General features: G+C 55.5%; 12 protein-coding genes. 3 read left to right on the top strand and 9 right to left on the bottom strand.

Annotated elements, in window-relative coordinates:
* Positions 1-4: 4 nt before the first annotated feature.
* The 4 genes from rph to argB all read right to left on the bottom strand — a co-directional run bounded on the left by rph (position 5) and on the right by argB (position 4,132).
* The gene (gene rph, locus C5Y83_RS17525) at positions 5-721 is read right to left on the bottom strand and encodes a ribonuclease PH (RefSeq protein ID WP_105331060.1); all 717 of its coding nucleotides are present in this window, start codon (positions 719-721) and stop codon (positions 5-7) included.
* Between the two features lie 225 nt (positions 722-946).
* Positions 947-1,882 carry an ornithine carbamoyltransferase gene (gene argF / locus C5Y83_RS17530; protein ID WP_105331061.1) on the bottom strand — a complete coding sequence of 312 codons (936 nt, stop codon included), beginning with the start codon at positions 1,880-1,882 and terminating at the stop codon, positions 947-949.
* 56 nt (positions 1,883-1,938) lie between these two features.
* Entirely contained in the window at positions 1,939-3,168 is a 1,230-nt protein-coding gene (locus C5Y83_RS17535) for an aspartate aminotransferase family protein (RefSeq protein ID WP_105331062.1), read from the bottom strand.
* Positions 3,169-3,253: 85 nt separating this feature from the next.
* Positions 3,254-4,132 carry an acetylglutamate kinase gene (argB, locus tag C5Y83_RS17540; RefSeq protein WP_105331063.1) on the bottom strand — a complete coding sequence of 293 codons (879 nt, stop codon included), beginning with the start codon at positions 4,130-4,132 and terminating at the stop codon, positions 3,254-3,256.
* Positions 4,133-4,877: 745 nt separating this feature from the next.
* On the opposite strand from argB, the gene C5Y83_RS17545 reads away from it, so the two are divergent.
* Together C5Y83_RS17545 and C5Y83_RS17550 are read left to right on the top strand one after the other, a co-directional pair.
* Positions 4,878-5,435 carry a peroxiredoxin-like family protein gene (locus tag C5Y83_RS17545; protein ID WP_105331064.1) on the top strand — a complete coding sequence of 186 codons (558 nt, stop codon included), beginning with the start codon at positions 4,878-4,880 and terminating at the stop codon, positions 5,433-5,435.
* A gap of 99 nt (positions 5,436-5,534) precedes the next feature.
* Complete coding sequence (locus C5Y83_RS17550; RefSeq protein WP_105331065.1) at positions 5,535-6,983, top strand: MATE family efflux transporter; 1,449 nt, start codon at positions 5,535-5,537, stop codon at positions 6,981-6,983.
* Positions 6,984-7,241: 258 nt separating this feature from the next.
* On the opposite strand, the gene C5Y83_RS17555 is transcribed toward C5Y83_RS17550, so the two are convergent.
* Positions 7,242-8,885: an FAD-dependent oxidoreductase gene (locus C5Y83_RS17555; protein ID WP_158262398.1), complete on the bottom strand. Its 1,644-nt coding sequence runs from the start codon at positions 8,883-8,885 to the stop codon at positions 7,242-7,244.
* A 214-nt stretch (positions 8,886-9,099) separates the two neighbouring features.
* On the opposite strand from C5Y83_RS17555, the gene C5Y83_RS17560 reads away from it, so the two are divergent.
* Complete coding sequence (locus tag C5Y83_RS17560; RefSeq protein WP_105331067.1) at positions 9,100-9,864, top strand: MBL fold metallo-hydrolase; 765 nt, start codon at positions 9,100-9,102, stop codon at positions 9,862-9,864.
* A 1-nt stretch (position 9,865) separates the two neighbouring features.
* Here C5Y83_RS17560 and C5Y83_RS17565 read toward each other — a convergent pair whose 3' ends face one another.
* From C5Y83_RS17565 to C5Y83_RS17580, 4 genes are all read right to left on the bottom strand, one after another.
* A complete protein-coding gene (locus C5Y83_RS17565; RefSeq protein ID WP_105331068.1) occupies positions 9,866-10,921 on the bottom strand; it encodes a dihydrodipicolinate synthase family protein in 1,056 nt (351 codons plus the stop codon).
* Positions 10,922-11,102: 181 nt separating this feature from the next.
* Complete coding sequence (locus C5Y83_RS17570; RefSeq protein WP_105331069.1) at positions 11,103-12,566, bottom strand: glutamate synthase subunit beta; 1,464 nt, start codon at positions 12,564-12,566, stop codon at positions 11,103-11,105.
* Positions 12,559-17,169: a glutamate synthase large subunit gene (gltB, locus tag C5Y83_RS17575; RefSeq protein WP_105331070.1), complete on the bottom strand. Its 4,611-nt coding sequence runs from the start codon at positions 17,167-17,169 to the stop codon at positions 12,559-12,561. Before gltB ends, C5Y83_RS17570 begins: the two co-directional genes overlap by 8 nt.
* 133 nt (positions 17,170-17,302) lie before the next feature.
* Positions 17,303-18,301: a LysR family transcriptional regulator gene (locus C5Y83_RS17580; protein WP_105331071.1), complete on the bottom strand. Its 999-nt coding sequence runs from the start codon at positions 18,299-18,301 to the stop codon at positions 17,303-17,305.
* Positions 18,302-18,482: the final 181 nt, after the last annotated feature.

Here is an 18,482-nt window from a genome sequence, read left to right on the forward strand (position 1 = left end):
GCGGTTAGGCCATCGGCCACTTCTTGCCGAGAGCCTTTTGCTGCATCTCGGTCAGGTCTTTGATGCCGGACTTGGCGAGTTTCAACAGCTTGCCAAGTTCGTCTTCGCTGAAGGTCGCTTCTTCACCGGTTCCTTGGATTTCAATGAATTTGCCGCTGCCAGTCATCACGACGTTCATATCAACGGTCGCGGCGAAGTCTTCCACATAATCCAAGTCGAGTACGGGCGAACCGTTGACGATCCCTACGCTGATCGCAGCCAGGCTGTCCTTGAAGATCGATCGCTTCGGATCAGGCAATTCGATCGTGTTCACGGCATCGACCAGCGCGATGAATGCTCCTGTGATGCTGGCGGTGCGCGTGCCGCCGTCGGCATCGAGCACATCGCAGTCGACCGTGATCATCTGCTCGCCCAACGCTTCCAAGTCGATAACGGCGCGGAGGCTGCGACCGATCAACCGCTGAATCTCGGTGGTGCGACCGTCGACCCTGCGTGACTTACGCGTTGGTGTACTGCCGGGCAGCATGTTGTACTCGGCCGTGACCCATCCCTTTTCGCTTCCTTTGAGCCACGGAGGAACCGACGACTCGACACTGGCCGTGCACAAAACGGTGGTCGTGCCGGCCTGAATCAGGACGCTTCCGGCAGCATTCTTGGTGTAGCGGCGTTTGATCTTCAAAGGACGAAGCTGTGCCGCAGAGCGACCATCGTGACGTGCCATGAGGGTTCCTTGAGTTGGAGCGTATTTTTCTTACGAGAGAAGAGATTTTGCCACAGAGCCCTCTGAGATCACAGAGGGTCGGATCAAGACAAAGAAAACCACGGATGAATTCGATCTCACGGATGCAAAGCCGTTCGCTAAAAGCGATCGTCTTACTTTTTATCCGTGCCGATCGGTGTCATCCGTGGTCCACTCGACTTCTCTCTGATCGAAGCGAGAGAGATTCTATGCGACGGAGATCTTGTCGACTGCTTCGGTCAGCAGCCAAACCAAAAGCCCCTTTTGGGCGTGCATGCGGTTGCCGGCTTGCTCGACGATGCGACTGGTCGGGCAGTCCATCACTTCGTCGGTGACTTCCTGGCCACGCTTGGCAGGCAGGCAGTGAAGGAAGATGGCATCCTTTTCAGCAGCACTCATCAGCTTGCCGTTGACCTGGAAGTCAGCGAAATCGGCTTCGCGTTTGGCCTGCTCGGCTTCTTGTCCCATGCTGGCCCAAACGTCGGTATAGATCGCACAAGCCCCGGTAACCGCTTCGACCGGATCGCTGGTTTGTTCAATCTTGGCACCAGGGGCGTGCTTTTCGATTCGCTCGAGGAACTCGGGTTCGATCTCATATCCTTTTGGGGCAGCGATCGAGAAGGTCATGCCGGTTTTCGCACAAGCGAGAGCCAGGCTGCGCGAGACATTGTTGCCGTCGCCGACGAATGCCAACTTCTTGCCGGCCAACGAACCGAATTCTTCTTCGATGGTCAGCAAGTCAGCCAAGGCCTGGCATGGGTGGCAGAGATCGGTCAGACCGTTGATGATCACACTGCTGGCATACTTGGCGAGCGTTTCGACTTTCTCGTGCGACTTGGCTCGGCACACGATCACGTCCAGGTATTGGCCGATCACGCGGCTGAAATCTTGTGGTGCTTCTCGCTTGCCCCAACCGACATCTTCGCCGAGAAACAAGCTGCTTCCGCCCAGCTGAGCCATGCCAGCCTCGAAGCTGACGCGAGTACGGAGCGAAGGCTTTTCGAACAACAGTCCAGCGACTTTGCCTTGCAAGATTGGCTCGCGGACGCCCGATTTCAAACGTGCTTTGAGCTGACTGGCAAGCTCGAAGATTCGCTTTAGTTCGTCATCGGAAACGTCGAAAAGGCTCAAGAAATGTCGCATGGAAACGATCTCACGAATGAAATGATGGGCTCGTACGCCCTAGAGGAAAAGGGAAGTTACTCTGCCGAGGTGGGCAGATTTTTCAGCACGTCGGCCAGGATGTCGCACCCGTGATGGACTTCCTCTTCGCTGATGTTCATCGCCGGAAGAAGGCGAATCACGCGGCCTTGCGTGCAATTGATGAGAAGATGTTTTTCGAGGCAAGCTTTCACAGCCGGGGCCCCGTCGACGGAAAGTTCCAAGCCGATCATCAGACCGGTGATTCGAACTTCCTGAATCAGGTCGCATTCTTCCTTGAGCGCGGTCAGACGCTGCCGGAAGATTTCGCTGACGGTCTTGGCTTTCTCGAGCAAACCGTCTCGTTCGATTTGTTCGATTGCCGCGATCCCAGCTCGGGCAGCAATCGGATTACCACCGAATGTCGCGGCATGCATGCCAGGCTTCATGCTGGCAGCGATCTCGGGCGTAGTCATCAATGCCCCGCCGGCAATACCACCACACAGGCTCTTGGCCAAGGTCATTATGTCAGGCTGAACGCCGAAATGCTGATAGGCGAACCACTCGCCGGTGCGTCCACAGCCGGTTTGTACCTCGTCGAAGATCAACAGCAAGTTGTTCTCGTCGGCGATCTTCCGGAGCCCGGCCAGGAAGCCTTCTGGCGGGAGCTTTACGCCACCTTCTCCTTGGATTGGCTCGATCATGATCGCACAGGTATGCTCGTCGACCAGATCGCGTACCGCTTCCAAGTCGCCATGCGGAGCATACGTGAAACCGGCCATCATCGGACCGATTCCCTGGTGATACTTTGGCTGGGCGGTGGCGGTGACGGCCCCAAAAGTTCGTCCATGGAATCCACCAAGGAAGGTGATGATCTTGTACTTCTCGTCCGGCGTGTGCAGGCGAGCCAGCTTGATGGCGGCTTCGTTCGCTTCGGCACCACTGCTACAGAAAAACGCCTTGCCGCCAAAGCTACGATCAGAAAGCAGCTTGGCCCATTGGCCTTGGACATCCATGTGCCATGAGTTGGGAACATGGATCAGCTTGGCGACTTGATCCTGAACGGCCTGAACGACCATTTCAGGGCAATGCCCCAGGAGATTACAGCCCCAACCTGGGAACAAGTCGAGATATTCGTTTCCTTCGGCATCCCAGATCTTCGACCCTTCGCCGCGAACCAGGTTCACCGGATAGCGCGTGTAGTTAGGAACGACATACTTTTCAAAAAGCTGAACGGTGTCCGCAGAGCTGAGTTGCTCTTGTCCGGCGGAAGCATCAGTCGTCGACATCGCACGTTCTCCTAAACCACACTTTCCGAAATGGGAAAGTCAAAGGACAGCAGCACCAGGGACAAAGGTTCGCGAGGAAATCGTCTTATAGAACAATTTCGGTTCCGACCCCGGTATTCGTGTAAATTTCCAATAGCAACGAATGTCGCAAGCGGCCATCGATGATGTGGATCTTGCTGACACCACGTTCCAGCGTTTCCAGGCAAGCTTCGACCTTGGGGATCATGCCAGAGGCAATCTGGCCGGTCTTGATCATCTCGACCGCTTTCTCGCGATTGAGCGAGTGGACCAGCGTGTCAGGGTTGTCCTTGTCGAGTCGAACACCGTTCACGTCGGACAGGAAGACCAACTTCTCGGCACCCAGCGCTTCCGCGACGGCATTCGCGGCTGTATCGGCGTTGACGTTCAGTTTCTGCCCGGTGGCCTTATCGATGCACATGCTGGGGATGATCGGCACCTGGCCGGCATAGCACAAGTTTTCGATCGTGGCTCGGTCGACTTCCGTCACGGTGCCTACGTGCCCCAGGTCGATCTCTTCGCCGTTCTCACCCGGCAAGGTCATCCGTTCACCGAATAGCACACATTGCGGATCGAGATTCAAGCTCATCGCGCGACCGCCGATATCTTCGACCTCTTGCGTAATGTGCTGACACACTTTACCAGCGAGGACTTCTTCGACGATCTTCAGCGTGGCGTCATCGGTATAGCGGCGTCCCTGAATGAAGTTGGGTTCGATCTTCGCTTCCGCCATCGCGCGGCTGATTGCTGCGCCACCCCCATGGATCACGACCGGACGCATGCCGACGGTTTCCATGAAGACGATATCAATCAAACAGTGGCGCAGGGCGTCTGGATTTTCCATGACGCTTCCGCCCAACTTGATGACCGTGACTTTGTTGCGGAAGCGGCGGATCCATCCCAAGGCTTCGATCAGGACGTCCGCTTTTTCAATGGCATCTCTCAATGATTGATCTCTCTCGTTGGAGCGAACTCCAAGGGGGAAAACCGGGGTGAACCTAGCAGGGCAGTCCGCGATGGCGACTCGAAGAGAAAAACCCTTATCGAGAGCCCTAGGTCCGGGAAAACCCAACATTTTACGGTTCGGGAATTCGCCCTGTCAACGCAAAACCCGGCTGGAATTCGACTTAAAGCCAACACTGGCCGAAGAGGTGGTTAAACATTGACCCATCTCGGAAGTCGTCCGTTAGCACATGACCATCGTCCGGTTATCGACGAACCAAATGTCCTGTGAGAAAGAACTTATCGCGACGCATACGCCTGCGGAACACCGAGGCTTCGTGCTAGCAAAAACCACATGAGCCAACCTTGGTTTCGCAGTACGAGACAAATGAAACATGACGTCTGTCCCGCCTGATTATCAAACAGTCAAACCGCCTTCATCAGTGAACAAACTAAGTATGAGGAACGGGTTACGTCAAAAAGACGAATGAACGCACCGACTCCTTCCTCGCTGACGGTGATATGCCTGTTAAATGTAAAGTCAACGCATGTCTTATTAGCGGCCAAGCCCAGAAAAAGCCGACCAAACCGACCGATCGGTACTGGGGCTAAAAAGAACGCGATTCCCGGAGGTGCGTCCCCCTTGAAACACTGCCCAGCGAGTAGAATTACTCAGACGATGCGGTCGGAAGTTGAGGCCTAGATGAACTGGGCCGAGACCCCGCCAACCACTTCCAGGCGTTAGTCCGATGCACGAATATTATCCTGCCGCGCCCGCCCCAAAAGGGGAACTGCTTACTGCGGACGGCCGTAAGGTTTCCGTATCGAGCCTCTACCTACTGCGACCAGTTCTGCTGCAGTTCTCTCGCCATTTGGGTTGCGTGTTTTGCATCGATCACGCCAAGCAGCTTCTCAAGCATTACGAGATGCTTAAGCGACACGGGATCGACATCGCGTTGATAATCATGGGCGATGCCAAAGATGCCCAGACCTTCCACGATACGTTGAAGCTCACTTACCCGGTTTACGCCGACCCGAATCAAAAGGTCTATCGGGCATTCAATGTGCCGCGTGGCAACGTGTGGCAAGTTGCCGGACCACAGTTATGGTGGGAAGGCCTCAAGGCCCTCTCTCGAAGCGGTATGGGGCGACCGCGAGGTGACTTAATGCAGCTGGGTGGGAGTTACCTGATTGATACCAACGGGCAGATCGTGTGGTCGTTCCGTCCCACTTCTTCGGTCGAGTTTCCGAACATCGACGAAATTGTCGTCGCTGCGGATACGCTTTCTCCGATCGCGGACGCCTAGAGATTTGGCTCTGTAACCGAACCCACACCCACTGATCGGTTTCTCTGTCTATAATTCACCCTTTTCCGATCTTGCGCCCTTTCGTACGAGAGCCCCTGCATGTCGACGACGCAGGCCGAGAAGACTGCGCCACGAATATCGATGACTTCGAAGGGGGACCTGCGCGCGGTGATGACCATTGCGACGCCTGCCTTGGCAGAGCAATTCCTCGAATTCTGCGTTGGCATGGTCGATACTTGGCTGGCCGGCAACGTTCTGTCCGAAGCGAACTCCGTCCCGGCGATGGCCGCCGTGGGTTTGATGGCCTACAGCTGCTGGATGATCTTTGTGATCTGTGCATCGGTCGGCATCGGTGCCACGGCCGTTGTGGCGCGACGCATCGGGGCCGACAAATGGGATGAAGCCGAACTGGCGACCGAGCAAGCGATTGCGTTGGCGTTGTTCTTCTCGGCAATCACGACCGTGGTGTTTTGGTTCTTAGCGCCGAACTACGTCAGCGCCATGCAGCTACATGGCCAAGCTTACGACATGGCGCTGCAATATTTATACATCCTGATTCCAGCAATCCCTGGGTTCATGATGATTGCTGTCACCACGGCTTGCCTGCACGGGGCAGGCGATACGGTAACCGGGCTGATGGTGATGACGGTCGTGAACGTGCTGAATATCGGTATCAGCGCGGCGTTCGCCATTGGCGTCGGTCCGATACCGCAGCTAGGCTGGAGCGGAATTGCGATTGGCACGTCGGTCTCGCACATTGTAGGCGGACTGTTGTTGTTAGCGATTCTGTTTCATGGCCGCTCCCATTTGAAAGTTCAATGGCGCGGCATGTGGCCGAATATTCCGCTGATGAAGCGTCTACTGAGCATCGGCCTGCCGGGAGGAGCGAACGATGCCATGGTGCTGGTTTGCCATCTGTGGTACTTGAGCATCATCAATAGCCTGGGCACAACGCAAGCGGCCGCCCATGGACTCGCGGTGCGAATCGAATCGCCTGGTTACCTTTCGGCTTGGGCGTTCGCAGTGGCGGCGTCCGCACTAACAGGCCAGCACTTGGGTGCGAACAATCCGAAGCGAGCTCAGCGGGCGACGCTTGTTTCGATGAGCATTGCGGTGACAATGCTGGCAACCTATGCGTTGATCGTTGCCCTCTGCGGACCGTGGCTGGCGGGCTTCTTTTTAGGCTTTCCCAGCGAATCAGCCGAGTCATTTCAAACAGGCGAGGCGGTCATCAAGATCGTGGGCATCATGGCATTGTGCTTGCCATTCTTAGCGATGTTTTCCGTCACCAGTGGCGCCTTGCGCGGCGCCGGCGATACGGCCTGGCCGCTGTTGATCACGATCATCGGCTTCCTTCTTATCCGCGTGCCGCTGGCTTACTGGATGTCGTGGAAAGAGGTTTCCATTCCGGGGACGAACTACGTTGTTCCAGGCCTCAACTGGGGACTCACCGGAGCGTGGTTGGCAATGCTGATCGATACGCTGGTCCGCACTGCGCTCATCCTCGGCCGCTATTGGCATGGAGCTTGGAAGCGGATTGAAGTTTGAGTGGGACGCCCACGACTTGCCACTTCCATCGAGCTCGAAAACATGCCGCTTGCGCTTCCCCACGACCTACAGGAATTCTTAGAGCACTTGGTGGCTGAAGGAAAATACGCTTCAGTCGAACAGACGATGCTGGATACGATCATGCTCTTGGAGCGTCGGGAATTGCTTCGTGTGAAGTACAGAAAGGTCTCGATGATGTCGATGCTGGCAAACTTTGCGTCAAGACCAGCAATCAGAATATCCAACTGCGGTAATCGGTCATTCGTCCGTCGCGCTATCCGCCGTTTGTTCCTCCCTGTTTCGCTGTAAGCGATCTTGATGAATCTTGTTCATCGCGTCAGCGGCGCCTGGGACGTACTTGATGATTTGATCGAACGCGTCACTCGGCAAGCTGACTAAGTCGGTTGGCTGCACCGCGCGGACCGTAGCACTGCGGGCCTTGTGGGCCAGCAAGGCCATTTCGCCGATGACGTCTCCTTTGCCGGTGGTCGCAATCACGTTACCGTCGACCTCGACCTCCACTTCGCCGTCGACCACAAAATACAAGCGATCGCCGAAGTCGCCTTGATGAAACAACGTTTGCCCGGCGGCGAGATGCTCGCGGCGAACTTGCTGTTCATCGTGCACGTTCAACTGTGTGATGTCGCGGGGCAGGAAGATGTCTTTCATCCAGTCGATAAACACACGAATCTTACGATCGAGACCGGGCATCTTCTCGACGTAGATAGCTCGCCACATCAACCAAGCGAAGAAGCCAGAGAAGGTGAAACCAAATACTTCGGCAATCGCACGCCGACCACCGAGCGAGGCCAATTTACCGAGCCCAGCAAACTTGAAATGACGTCGCGGTTGATTGCGAATTGTCGCCAAGATGTTCTCGGCACAGATCGTTGCCTGACGGACGGCATACTGGGCGGTTGGAGGACTCGTGTAACCTTCACCACTTGGGACGGCGGCGCAGTCGCCGAGACTCCAGACGCCAGGATGGCTGGCTGATTCCATTTCGTCAGAAACCACAATGCGACCTTTCTCGCACTGCAATGGTGTGTCCCGAATCACCGAATGAGGCTCGGTCGGGACGGTGGCAACGACGGTCCGCGAGCCGATCACTTCCAGCTCTTTGGTTTCCTTGTTCATGACGATCGCGCGGTCGGCCGAGACTTCGTGCAGTCGATGATTGAGCACGATTTGAATCCCGCGTTTGCGGAGCAACTTGTCGGAATACGCCGCCAGGTTTTCTTTCATTTCAGGCAAGATGCGGTCGGCACTTTGTACCAAGATCATCCGCAAGTCGGTCTCGCTGATATTCGGGAAAGCACGCACCGCTTTGCGGAGGAAGTCCTCCATTTCCGCAATACACTCGACGCCAGAGAAACCACCCCCAGCAACAGTGAACGTTAGCAGCCGCTGTCGCTCTTCAGCGTCTTCGCAGACGCTGGCCTCTTCGAGCATTTGCACGACGTGGTTTCGTAAGCGAAGCGCGTCACCCAGATACTTGAACGGGATCGCATGTTCGTACAAACCTGGCACCATTCCATGAGCCAAGGTATTTCCCATGGCGATGACCAGGTGATCGTAGTGAATCGTTTCCGTGCGTGGAACGCGGCCAGGAGCTAGCTGAATGGTTTTGTTTTCGACGTCAATCTTGTCGATATGCCGCACGTAAAGCACCGCCCCAGGAGCAATTCTCCGAATCGGGCTGATCACGTGCAACTGCTCGACCGCACCAGAGACAACCTCCGGGAGAAGCGGCTGAAAGGTGATGTAGTTTTCTTCGCTTACCAGAATGACTTCAACGTCGATTTCGTGCTTGGAAATCCGTTTGACACGGCGCATCAGTTCACTGGCCGTGTAGACGCCGCCAAATCCGCCGCCGAGAATTACTATGCGTTGTTTTTCCATCGCCATTTCCATGCCAGGTCAAAACTGCGGACTACGAAAGCTCCCCCTCGTTAGCCTTTTATTGTAGCCCTTTTCGTCGAGCCGATCGATTTGTCTTCTTGCTTCAGAAATCAGGGCTTTTTAAAGTAGGGACTCCGTTTTCACATCGTGGAAAGCATACCCCACCTTTTATGTCGTGCCCCTCGTCGGCCGGAAGTCTTCACCGGAAACCTGCATGAAAATTCGACTTCTGATGCCAGCGGCCGATCCTGCCAGCCCGCTACAATTTACGGTGTCAATGCTGATCGACGACCATATCGCTATCGATACAGGGGGCCTTTCTTATCTCGGCTCGATCGACGCTCAGAAACAGGTCGAGCACTTATTTTTGACACATTCGCATCTCGATCACGTTGGTGGGCTGCCACTTTTTTTGGATAACATTTTTCAGCCGGGGCTGGATTGTCCAGACATTTACGCGGGAGAAGCGACCTGGCAGGCGATTGAAACCGATTTATTGAACGATCGGATCTGGCCAGACTTGAATCGCCTTACCGGGGACGAGTTGGCCTTTTATCACAAGCATATTCTTGATGCTCATCGGCCCGTTCAGGTGGGTGAGTATCAAATCACGCCCATCCCCCTTGAACATGTCGTCCCCACGCTGGGCTACGTGATCCAAACCGCGCAAAGTAGCGTGCTGATGGCCTGGGATACGGCGCCATTTGTCGAGTTTGAATCGATTGTGACGTCGATCCCGAATCTGAAAGCGATCTTCCTGGATGCCAGCTTCCCCGATGAACTGCAGTGGCTGGCCGAGCGGAGCATGCATAACACGCCCGGCCGATTCAAACGGATGGTCGAGAAGGTGCCTGACGACGTACGTCTGATCGCGACGCATTTGAAACCGGCGTACTACGATCAGTTAGTCGAGCAGTTAAACGGACTCGAACTTCCCAACCTCGAGATTGCTTGCCGCGAGACGATTTACGAGTTTTAGTTCAGTACAGCTTGGCCAGGCGATCGTGATACGGCCCGTCTTGCATCAGATCCAGGCTTTGCGCGAGTCGTTTCTGATCGGACTTGCGCGGCAAGCGTTCGAGTGCGGTGAAGACGCGTTCGACCTTTTCGCGATCGAGGCCCGATGTGAGAGGCAATCCTAATCCCATGATGAACTTGGCTCGCTGCAAATCGGCGAACTTGGTGGGATCGTCCTGCATGGCTTCGAACAGCGCGGTTACCGCCTTTTGAGCGACTTCCAGTTCGTGCCAATCATGCTCGTTGGCCGCTTCTAACATGTACAGATATTGGTAAACGGCAAATGACATCGGACCGGAAGTGATGCCGACGCGCTGCTTGTTCTCGATATTCGATCGCGGCCCTTCCATTAGGGCTTGGGCCAGGTGAGGATCCCAACCTTGCACAATCTTCAGCTTCGAGAGTCGCGGACTTAACAGGTATTCACGAGTGCTCGAAACGTAGTCAGCTTCGGTGATCTTGGCGGCCACAATGGCATCGCCGCCAGGGACGTCGAGAAGCTTTTCGGTAGACGCAACCGGCAAACGGACGCCACTGACATCAGGGATCGAGTAAACCCCGACTGCCATACCAGCCGCGGCGATCATCTCGACCAGGGGTCGCATGTTCTCCGCAATTTGATTATCGGTGGCATGTGCTGGCAAGTTGGTCCCTGGCCGCACGAAGACGACGGGATAGTTGTTCTTTTGGAGTAAATCGACCAATCGCTGGTTCGCTTCCTCGCCATCTTCAGGACGAAGCAGCGCCATACGAATCAAGTTCCCGGCCTTGGCTTCCGCAGCTACCTCAAACCAACGCTCGAGCTCTTCGACCGTTCGCAGGTGGCCATGTCCGGTGGAAGCCGCCAGCAAGACGGCCTCGGCTCCAGCCTCCGCCAAACGCTCGAGATACCGCTTGAGACCAGCCTCGTCCAGTTTTCGCCGCGGAAGATCACCACACGTGGGATCAAAACAGGCGACAGTGGCTTGCGGATAGTGCTCGATCGGATCGCTGAGGATCTTGCGGACAACTTCGTTCATGACGACGCTCGGGGGGAAGCTAGGGTGAGTTCGTGATAACGGCTTACCCTAGCTTAGGGCATCTGAGCGGAAAGAAAACACCCGGGTATCGGAGTGCGTTGTGAATGGCGCATAAAGAAATCCCTTGACGAAGGGTAATATCGCCAAGGGATTCTCGTTTTCCGAGTTGTTCGACTGCTCGTTACGGAAGCGAGCTGACGCCCATCAAGTACTTATCGCATTCGCGAGCGGCGGCGCGGCCTTCGTTGATGGCCCAAACGACGAGGCTTTGACCGCGACGACAATCGCCAGCAGCGAATACGCCGTCGATCGAGGTGGCGAAGCGTCCGTAGTCGGCTTTGAAGTTGGATCGCTGATCCGTTTCCATGCCGAGCTTTTCGACCAGCGTTGCTTCAGGCCCAAGGAAGCCCATAGCCAGCAGGACAAGATCAGCCTTGAAGACCTTCTCGCTGCCAGGAACTTCGCTCATGTTCCAGCGTCCGCTATCGTCTTTGGTCCATTGAACCGTGACGGTCTTGATGCCAGCGACGTTGCCGTTGCCGTCGTCGATGAACTCTTTGGACAGAATGCAGAACTCGCGAGGATCGTTACCGAACTTCGCTTCCGCCTCCTGGTGCCCATAGTCGACGCGGAAGATGCGTGCCCATTGCGGCCACGGGTTATCGGGTGCACGCTCTGCTGGCGGCTTCGGCAGCAATTCGAAGTTGACCATGCTGGTGCAGCCATGGCGAATCGAAGTGCCGATGCAGTCGGTACCGGTATCACCACCACCAATGACGATCACATCCTTGCCTTCGGCCGAGATGTAGTTGCCATCTTCCAGCTTGGAATCGAGCAGGCTCTTGGTGTTGGCCTTCAGGAATTCCATGGCGAAGTGAACGCCCTTCAGCTCGCGACCAGGAATTGGCAGGTCGCGCGGCTTGGTGGCACCAACGGCCAAAACGATCGCGTCGTTCTTTTCTTTGAGCTCGGCGATATCGAGATTCACACCGACGTGCGCATTGGTGACGAACTTAATGCCGGCTGCTTCCATCAAATCGACTCGACGCTGGACGGTATCCTTGTCGAGCTTCATGTTAGGAATACCGTACATCAGCAGCCCACCGATTCGGTCGTCACGTTCGTAAACGGTGACGTTGTGTCCGGCTCGGTTGAGCTGTTCCGCAGCGGCCAAACCGGCAGGGCCGGAACCGATGACCGCGACCTTCTTACCGGTGCGATGTTCTGGCACTTTGGCATCGACCCAGCCTTCCTCGAAACCGCGATCGATGATCGAACATTCGATGTTCTTGATCGCGACGGGCGGATTGGTGATGCCGAGCACACAAGCATTTTCACAAGGTGCCGGGCAAACACGACCAGTGAACTCGGGGAAGTTGTTGGTCTTGTGCAAACGATCGAGTGCTTCCCGCCAACGACCTTTGTAAACCAGGTCGTTCCACTCTGGAATCAGGTTATCAACCGGACAACCGGTGGTGCTTTGGCAGAAGGGAACGCCGCAATCCATACACCGAGCACCCTGCGTTTGCAGGTGACTGTCGGTGACCTCGACGGGGAATTCGTTGTAGTCGTTGATACGGACCAGCGGATCGCGATAGGGAACCGTGCTCCGCTGAAACTCCATAAATCCAGTTGGCTTACCCATTGCTTTCAGCTCCGCTTAGTTGAACGTCTTCTTCTTCATCGTGTTGCATGCGCTCTTGGAGAACACGCTTGTAGTCAATCGGCATGACCTTCACGAACTGATTGACCGCGTTGTCCCAATCGGCAAGCACCTTTTCGGCGACCGGCGAATTGGTGTACTTGGCATGCATCGAGATAAGGCCTTTGACCTCCACGATGTCGCTGGGGTTGTCCAACTTTTCGAGCTCGACCATTCCCAGATTGCAGTTTTGCAGGAAGTTGCCTTCGTGATCCCAAATGTAGGCGACACCGCCACTCATACCAGCTGCAAAGTTGCGACCGGTCGAGCCCAGGACAACCACGCGGCCGCCTGTCATGTACTCACATCCGTGATCTCCGACTCCCTCAACAACAGTGTGCGCACCGCTGTTCCGAACACAGAATCGTTCCGCAGCTCGCCCTCGGAAGAAGGCCAAGCCTCGGGTTGCCCCATAGAGACAAACATTACCGACGAGCATGTTCTCTTCTGCCTTGAAGGAACTTTGCTTGTGCGGATAGATGACAATCCGACCTCCCGAGAGGCCCTTGCCGACGTAATCGTTCGCATCCCCTTCCAGTTCCAGGGTAACCCCGGCTGCTAGAAAGGCCCCGATACTTTGACCAGCCGAACCATGCAGCTTGACGTGGATGGTGTCGTCCGGCAAACCGTTTTCGCCGTAACGCTTCGCGATCTCATGGCTGAGCGTCGTACCGACGGTGCGGTTGATGTTGATGATCGGAGTTTCGATCTTCACCTTTTCTTTTTTATCGAGAGCAGGCTGCGACTTTTCGATCAGCATGTTATCGAGTGCCAGCTCTAAGCGATGATCCTGCTTCATCACGCAGTACTGCGGCGATTGAGGATTCTTATTCTGGGCTGGCTTCAAGAGCGGCGTCAGATCAAGGCCGTCTGCTTTCCAGTGCTGGATGGCCTTGTTTGGCTCGAGCAGGTCGACGCGGCCAATCAATTCTTCCAGGGTGCGGACGCCCAGCTTGGCCATCAGTTCGCGAGCTTCCTCGGCGACCATAAACAAGTAGTTGACCACATGTTCTGGCTGACCCTTGAACTTCTTACGCAGTTCTGGATCTTGCGTGGCGATACCGACTGGGCAGGTGTTCAAGTGACACTTTCGCATCATGATACAGCCCAGGGTAATCAGCGGAGCGGTCGAGAAACCCATTTCCTCGGCACCCAGGATCGCGGCGATCACGACGTCGCGGCCCGTCTTCAAACCACCATCGGTTTGCAGAACGACGCGGCTTCGCAGATCGTTCATGACCAGCGTTTGATGGGTTTCGACGATACCTAGCTCCCACGGCAAACCAGCATGCTTAATACTGGTTAGCGGCGAAGCACCGGTACCACCGTTATCGCCGGCGATCAGAATGTGATCGGCCTTGGCTTTGGCCACACCAGCGGCAATCGTTCCGACACCGATTTCGGAAACCAGTTTCACGCTGATACGAGCCGCCGGATTGGCATTCTTCAAATCGTGAATCAGCTGCGAAAGGTCTTCAATCGAGTAAATGTCGTGGTGCGGCGGAGGGCTAATCAGACCGACGCCTGGGGTCGAGTAACGGAGACGAGCAATATACTCGTCAACCTTCTTACCAGGCAGTTCACCACCCTCGCCCGGCTTAGCACCTTGCGAGATCTTGATCTGCAGTTCGTCGGCGTTGGTCAAGTAATTGATCGTCACGCCGAAACGGCCGGAAGCAATTTGCTTAATGGCCGATCGCTTCGAGTCGCCGTTAGGCAGTGGCTTAAAGCGGACCGAGTCCTCACCACCTTCACCGGTGTTACTCTTTCCACCGATGCGATTCATGGCGATCGCCAATGATTCGTGTGCTTCTCCGGAGATCGAACCATAGCTCATCGCCCCGGTGCAGAAACGTTTGACGATCTCGCTGGCTGGCATTACTTCGTCGACCGGAATCGACTCGGTGTTTTCGTTGAAACGAAGAAGGCCTCGCAACGTACAACGATTGCGAGCATCTTCGTTCATCAGCTTCGCGAAGTTGCTGTAAGCTTCCCGGCTGTTGGTGCGAGCAGCGACTTGAATATTAGCGATCGCGTCAGGGCTCCAAGCGTGGCGTTCCCCTTCGGCTCGCCAGTGATATTCACCGTGGTTCGGCAGAACCGGCAAACGACCATCTTCTCGCACGGGGTAACCAAGTTCGTGACGGCGAAGAAGTTCTTCGGCCAAGACCTTGAAGTTCACCCCTTGAACGCGGCTGGAGGTTCCCTTGAAGCAACGCTTGATCACTTCTTCTTGCAGGCCGAGGGCCTCGAAGATCTGAGCACCCTTGTACGACTGAAGGGTACTGATCCCCATCTTGCCCATCACCTTCAGGATGCCTTTGGCAACACCCTTGCGGTAGGCGGCAACCATCGAGTCGTCGTCAGGATAATCCTCTGCTTTGACCATACCTTCGGCACGGCACTTCCAAAGTGCTTCGAATGCCAGATAAGGATTGATGGCGTCCGCACCGTAACCGACCAGTAAGCAGTGGTGGTGTACTTCGCGAGCTTCGCCCGTTTCCAGGATGATGCCGATCTGAGTACGTTTGGCGACGTTGACCAGATGATGGTGAACAGCACCGCAAGCCAGCAGCATGCTAACCGGGACACGTTCGGCACCGATCTTGCGATCACTGAGCACGATGTTGCTGTAGCCTTCGTCGATGGCCGATTCTGCTTCCGCACAAATGCGATCCAGCGCGGTGGTCAGGCCAGCGGTACCTTCGCTGCGAGCGAACGTGACATCGATGACCTTCGTCTTCCAGCCGCGATGATCCATATGCGCCAACGCTGCCAATTCTTCATTGGTCAGAATTGGATGTGGAATCAGCAGACGATGGGCATGCTCTGGCGTGGTTTCCAGAAGGTTGTTTTCTGGGCCGATGTAGCATTCCAGCGACATGACCACTTCTTCACGAATCGAGTCGATCGCCGGATTGGTCACCTGAGCGAACAACTGCTTGAAGTAGTCGTACAGCATGCGCGGCTTATCGCTGAGGCAAGCCAGGGCCGAGTCGTTACCCATCGAGCCGACCGGGTCACGCTTTTGCTCGATCAGCGGCAATAGCATGAAGTTCAGCGTTTCGGTCGTGAAACCGAAGGCCTGCATGCGATTGAGCAAGGTTTCTGGATCGAAGCCGTGTGGTTCTTTATTTGGGCTGAGTTCAGCCAACTCGATGCGTTGCTCTCGCAGCCACTGGGCGTACGGACGCTGACGTGCGAAGTCGCTCTTAAGTTCGCTGTCAGGGATCAGGCGACCTTCTTCGAAGTTGATCAGGAACATACGTCCCGGTTGGAGTCGTCCCTTTTCGATCACGATGGAAGGGTCGACGGGAATCACGCCCACTTCACTAGCCATGATCACGCGGTCGTCAGAGGTGACGTAGTAGCGGCTTGGACGCAAACCGTTCCGATCGAGCACAGCCCCGATGTAGCGACCATCGGTAAACGCGATTGAAGCAGGACCATCCCATGGTTCCATCAAGCTGGAGTGGTACTCATAGAACGCACGCTTGTCCTCCGACATCGTTTCGTGCTTCTGCCACGCTTCCGGGACCATCATCATGACCGCTTCCTGCAGCGTACGACCGCCCATAAGCAGGAATTCGAGCACGTTGTCGAACGTTCCCGAGTCGGAGCATTCTGGCTCGACGATTGGGAACAGCTTGGTCAATTCATCACCAAACAGATCGCTCTTGGCAACACCTTCACGGGCTTTCATCCAGTTGGCATTACCGCGAACCGTATTGATCTCGCCGTTGTGCGACATGAAACGATTCGGCTGAGCACGGTCCCACGAAGGGAACGTGTTGGTGCTGAATCGCGAGTGAACCATGGCCAGGTGGCTGGTGTAATCTTCGCACTGCAAGTCGCGATAGAATGGAACCAGTTGGGCCGGGGTGAGCATCCCCTTATAAATGATGACCTTGGTCGAGAGGCTGCCAATGTAGAACAGCGTTCGCTCGGCCAGGTTCAAGTCGCCGCGCAACTTATGGCTGGCACGCTTGCGAATCATGTACAGCTGTCGCTCGAACGCATCCCCTTCGAGACTGTCGCCCGCCGAGACGATCAGCATCTCAATTTCTGGCATGCACGCGAGAGCAGTCGGGCCGATGTCGGCACCTTCCGGATTGATTGGAACTTTTCGCCAACCGACGAGCGTCTGACCATGATCTTCGATCAACTGTTCAACGGTTTGCTTGCAATGTTCGCGCGACTTGGCATCACGTGGCAAGAAGACGATACCGGCGGCAAACTTGCCTGGCTCAGGCAGTTCTTTGCCGAGGTCCTCGCGGGTCACGCGAGCGAGGAACTCTAAAGGCAACGCCGTCAACATACCGGCACCATCCCCCGTATTGGCTTCGCAACCGCAGCCGCCTCGGTGGTCCATGTTGATGTTCATCGCCTCGGCATCGAGGATCATTTGGTGGGTCCGTTTTCCCTTAATGTGGGCAACGAAACCGACACCACAATTTTCCCTCTCCATGGCCGGATCGTACAAACCTTCCTTACCGGGACGCTCGGTCCGATAAGTACGCGAAGCCGGTTGGTTTGGCTGGATCATGGTTCTACCTTCTTCTTGCTAATACTTCGGGCACGCGCCCGGAATGTCTCAGTGGGGTGTTGGATCGTGTCGGTAGACAAAATCTCCGCAGGCTAGTTCCCTGTGGAGATCGAGTCTTCGACCAGGGAACGTGTTAAGAGCGTGCCGAAACTCCGTTTTCTAGGTCGCTTTCGGCGCCCGCGGCTTCACCTTGGGCAAAGCTGGCCGCCACCGGTTTATCTTCCGCCTCGGCAAGCTTCGCTTCCGAGTGATCTGCTTTTTCGTGCAGCAGTTGAATGAAACGACGAGCCGTTTTCCCCAGCTCTTTACCTTGCCGGGTCACGATGCCCAGCGGACGGAGAAGGGGAGAACCTTCAATGGGAATTGCCACCAGAGAGCCAGTTTCCAGTTCGCGGGTAACCGTATCGATAGGCAACAGACCGAAACCGGCGTCAATTTCAACCGCCCGTTTGATGGTTTCGATGTTGTCAAATTCCATGACAACTTGAACATCCGCACCCGCCGAGGAAAGAACGAAATCGATCTCACGGCGAATCTGCAGACGGGTGTCAAAGCCGACCATGCGGCGACTGTCGAGCTCATCCAGCCAGATCGATTCCCGCTTGGACAAGTCACAGTCGGGTGCACAAACGAGGTAAATCGGTTCCTCGCGCCACATGTCGACTTTGATTGTTTTGGAAGCCTTGGGAAAGCTAACCAAGCCGAAATCGACCTGATCCGTTTCGACCAATTGGACGACCGTATCAGGATGATGGTACTGCAGACGAACGTTGGCCTTAGGATGCTTGGCCAGAAACTCTTGGACACAAGCATTCATGTGACTAAGGCCCACCGAATAAATCGAGGCGATCGTCACTTGGCCAGCCAATTCCTTGTGGAACGTGCGGACGTCTTCTTCGAGTGCGTAATAGCGTTGGACGAGTTGGCGACAGCCCTGGTAATACAACTCGCCTTCGGCGGTTGGAACCAAGGGGCGCTTCGAGCGATCGATAAGCTTCACCCCGAGTCGTTCCTCAAGCTGGTGTACAACCTGGCTGGCGCCAGACTGCGATATCCCGTTCTCGTCCGCAGCGCGCGAAAAGCTGCGCTGGCCGACAACGTCGCAGAACACCTTGAGGGACTTTACGTGCATGAATGACTATCGGAAGTGAAGGGGGCAGTATGCGGAATTTACATACTGGTGAAATCCAAGATTAAAATCCGAAATGTAAGGGTATTGATCGAGGCGCCCAGCGTCAAGCATGTCGTGGTTTAAATTCCCTAAGTTCTTTGTGACACCCTTATCAATCTTTACGTAACCCCAAAGATGGCCA

The sequence above is a fragment of the Blastopirellula marina genome, from assembly GCF_002967765.1.
GTDB classification, from domain to species: Bacteria; Planctomycetota; Planctomycetia; order Pirellulales; family Pirellulaceae; genus Bremerella; species Bremerella marina_A.

Bases quoted from the DNA above. Each gene is read 5' to 3' on its own strand.
- C5Y83_RS17545 (WP_105331064.1), top strand. From the start codon at position 4,878: ATGCACGAATATTATCCTGCCGCGCCCGCCCCAAAAGGGGAACTGCTT.
- C5Y83_RS17565 (WP_105331068.1), bottom strand. From the start codon at position 10,921: ATGAACGAAGTTGTCCGCAAGATCCTCAGCGATCCGATCGAGCACTAT.
- C5Y83_RS17555 (WP_158262398.1), bottom strand. From the start codon at position 8,885: ATGGAAAAACAACGCATAGTAATTCTCGGCGGCGGATTTGGCGGCGTC.
- C5Y83_RS17580 (WP_105331071.1), bottom strand. From the start codon at position 18,301: ATGCACGTAAAGTCCCTCAAGGTGTTCTGCGACGTTGTCGGCCAGCGC.
- rph (WP_105331060.1), bottom strand. From the start codon at position 721: ATGGCACGTCACGATGGTCGCTCTGCGGCACAGCTTCGTCCTTTGAAG.
- C5Y83_RS17535 (WP_105331062.1), bottom strand. From the start codon at position 3,168: ATGTCGACGACTGATGCTTCCGCCGGACAAGAGCAACTCAGCTCTGCG.
- gltB (WP_105331070.1), bottom strand. From the start codon at position 17,169: ATGATCCAGCCAAACCAACCGGCTTCGCGTACTTATCGGACCGAGCGT.
- C5Y83_RS17550 (WP_105331065.1), top strand. From the start codon at position 5,535: ATGTCGACGACGCAGGCCGAGAAGACTGCGCCACGAATATCGATGACT.
- C5Y83_RS17570 (WP_105331069.1), bottom strand. From the start codon at position 12,566: ATGGGTAAGCCAACTGGATTTATGGAGTTTCAGCGGAGCACGGTTCCC.
- argF (WP_105331061.1), bottom strand. From the start codon at position 1,882: ATGCGACATTTCTTGAGCCTTTTCGACGTTTCCGATGACGAACTAAAG.
- C5Y83_RS17560 (WP_105331067.1), top strand. From the start codon at position 9,100: ATGAAAATTCGACTTCTGATGCCAGCGGCCGATCCTGCCAGCCCGCTA.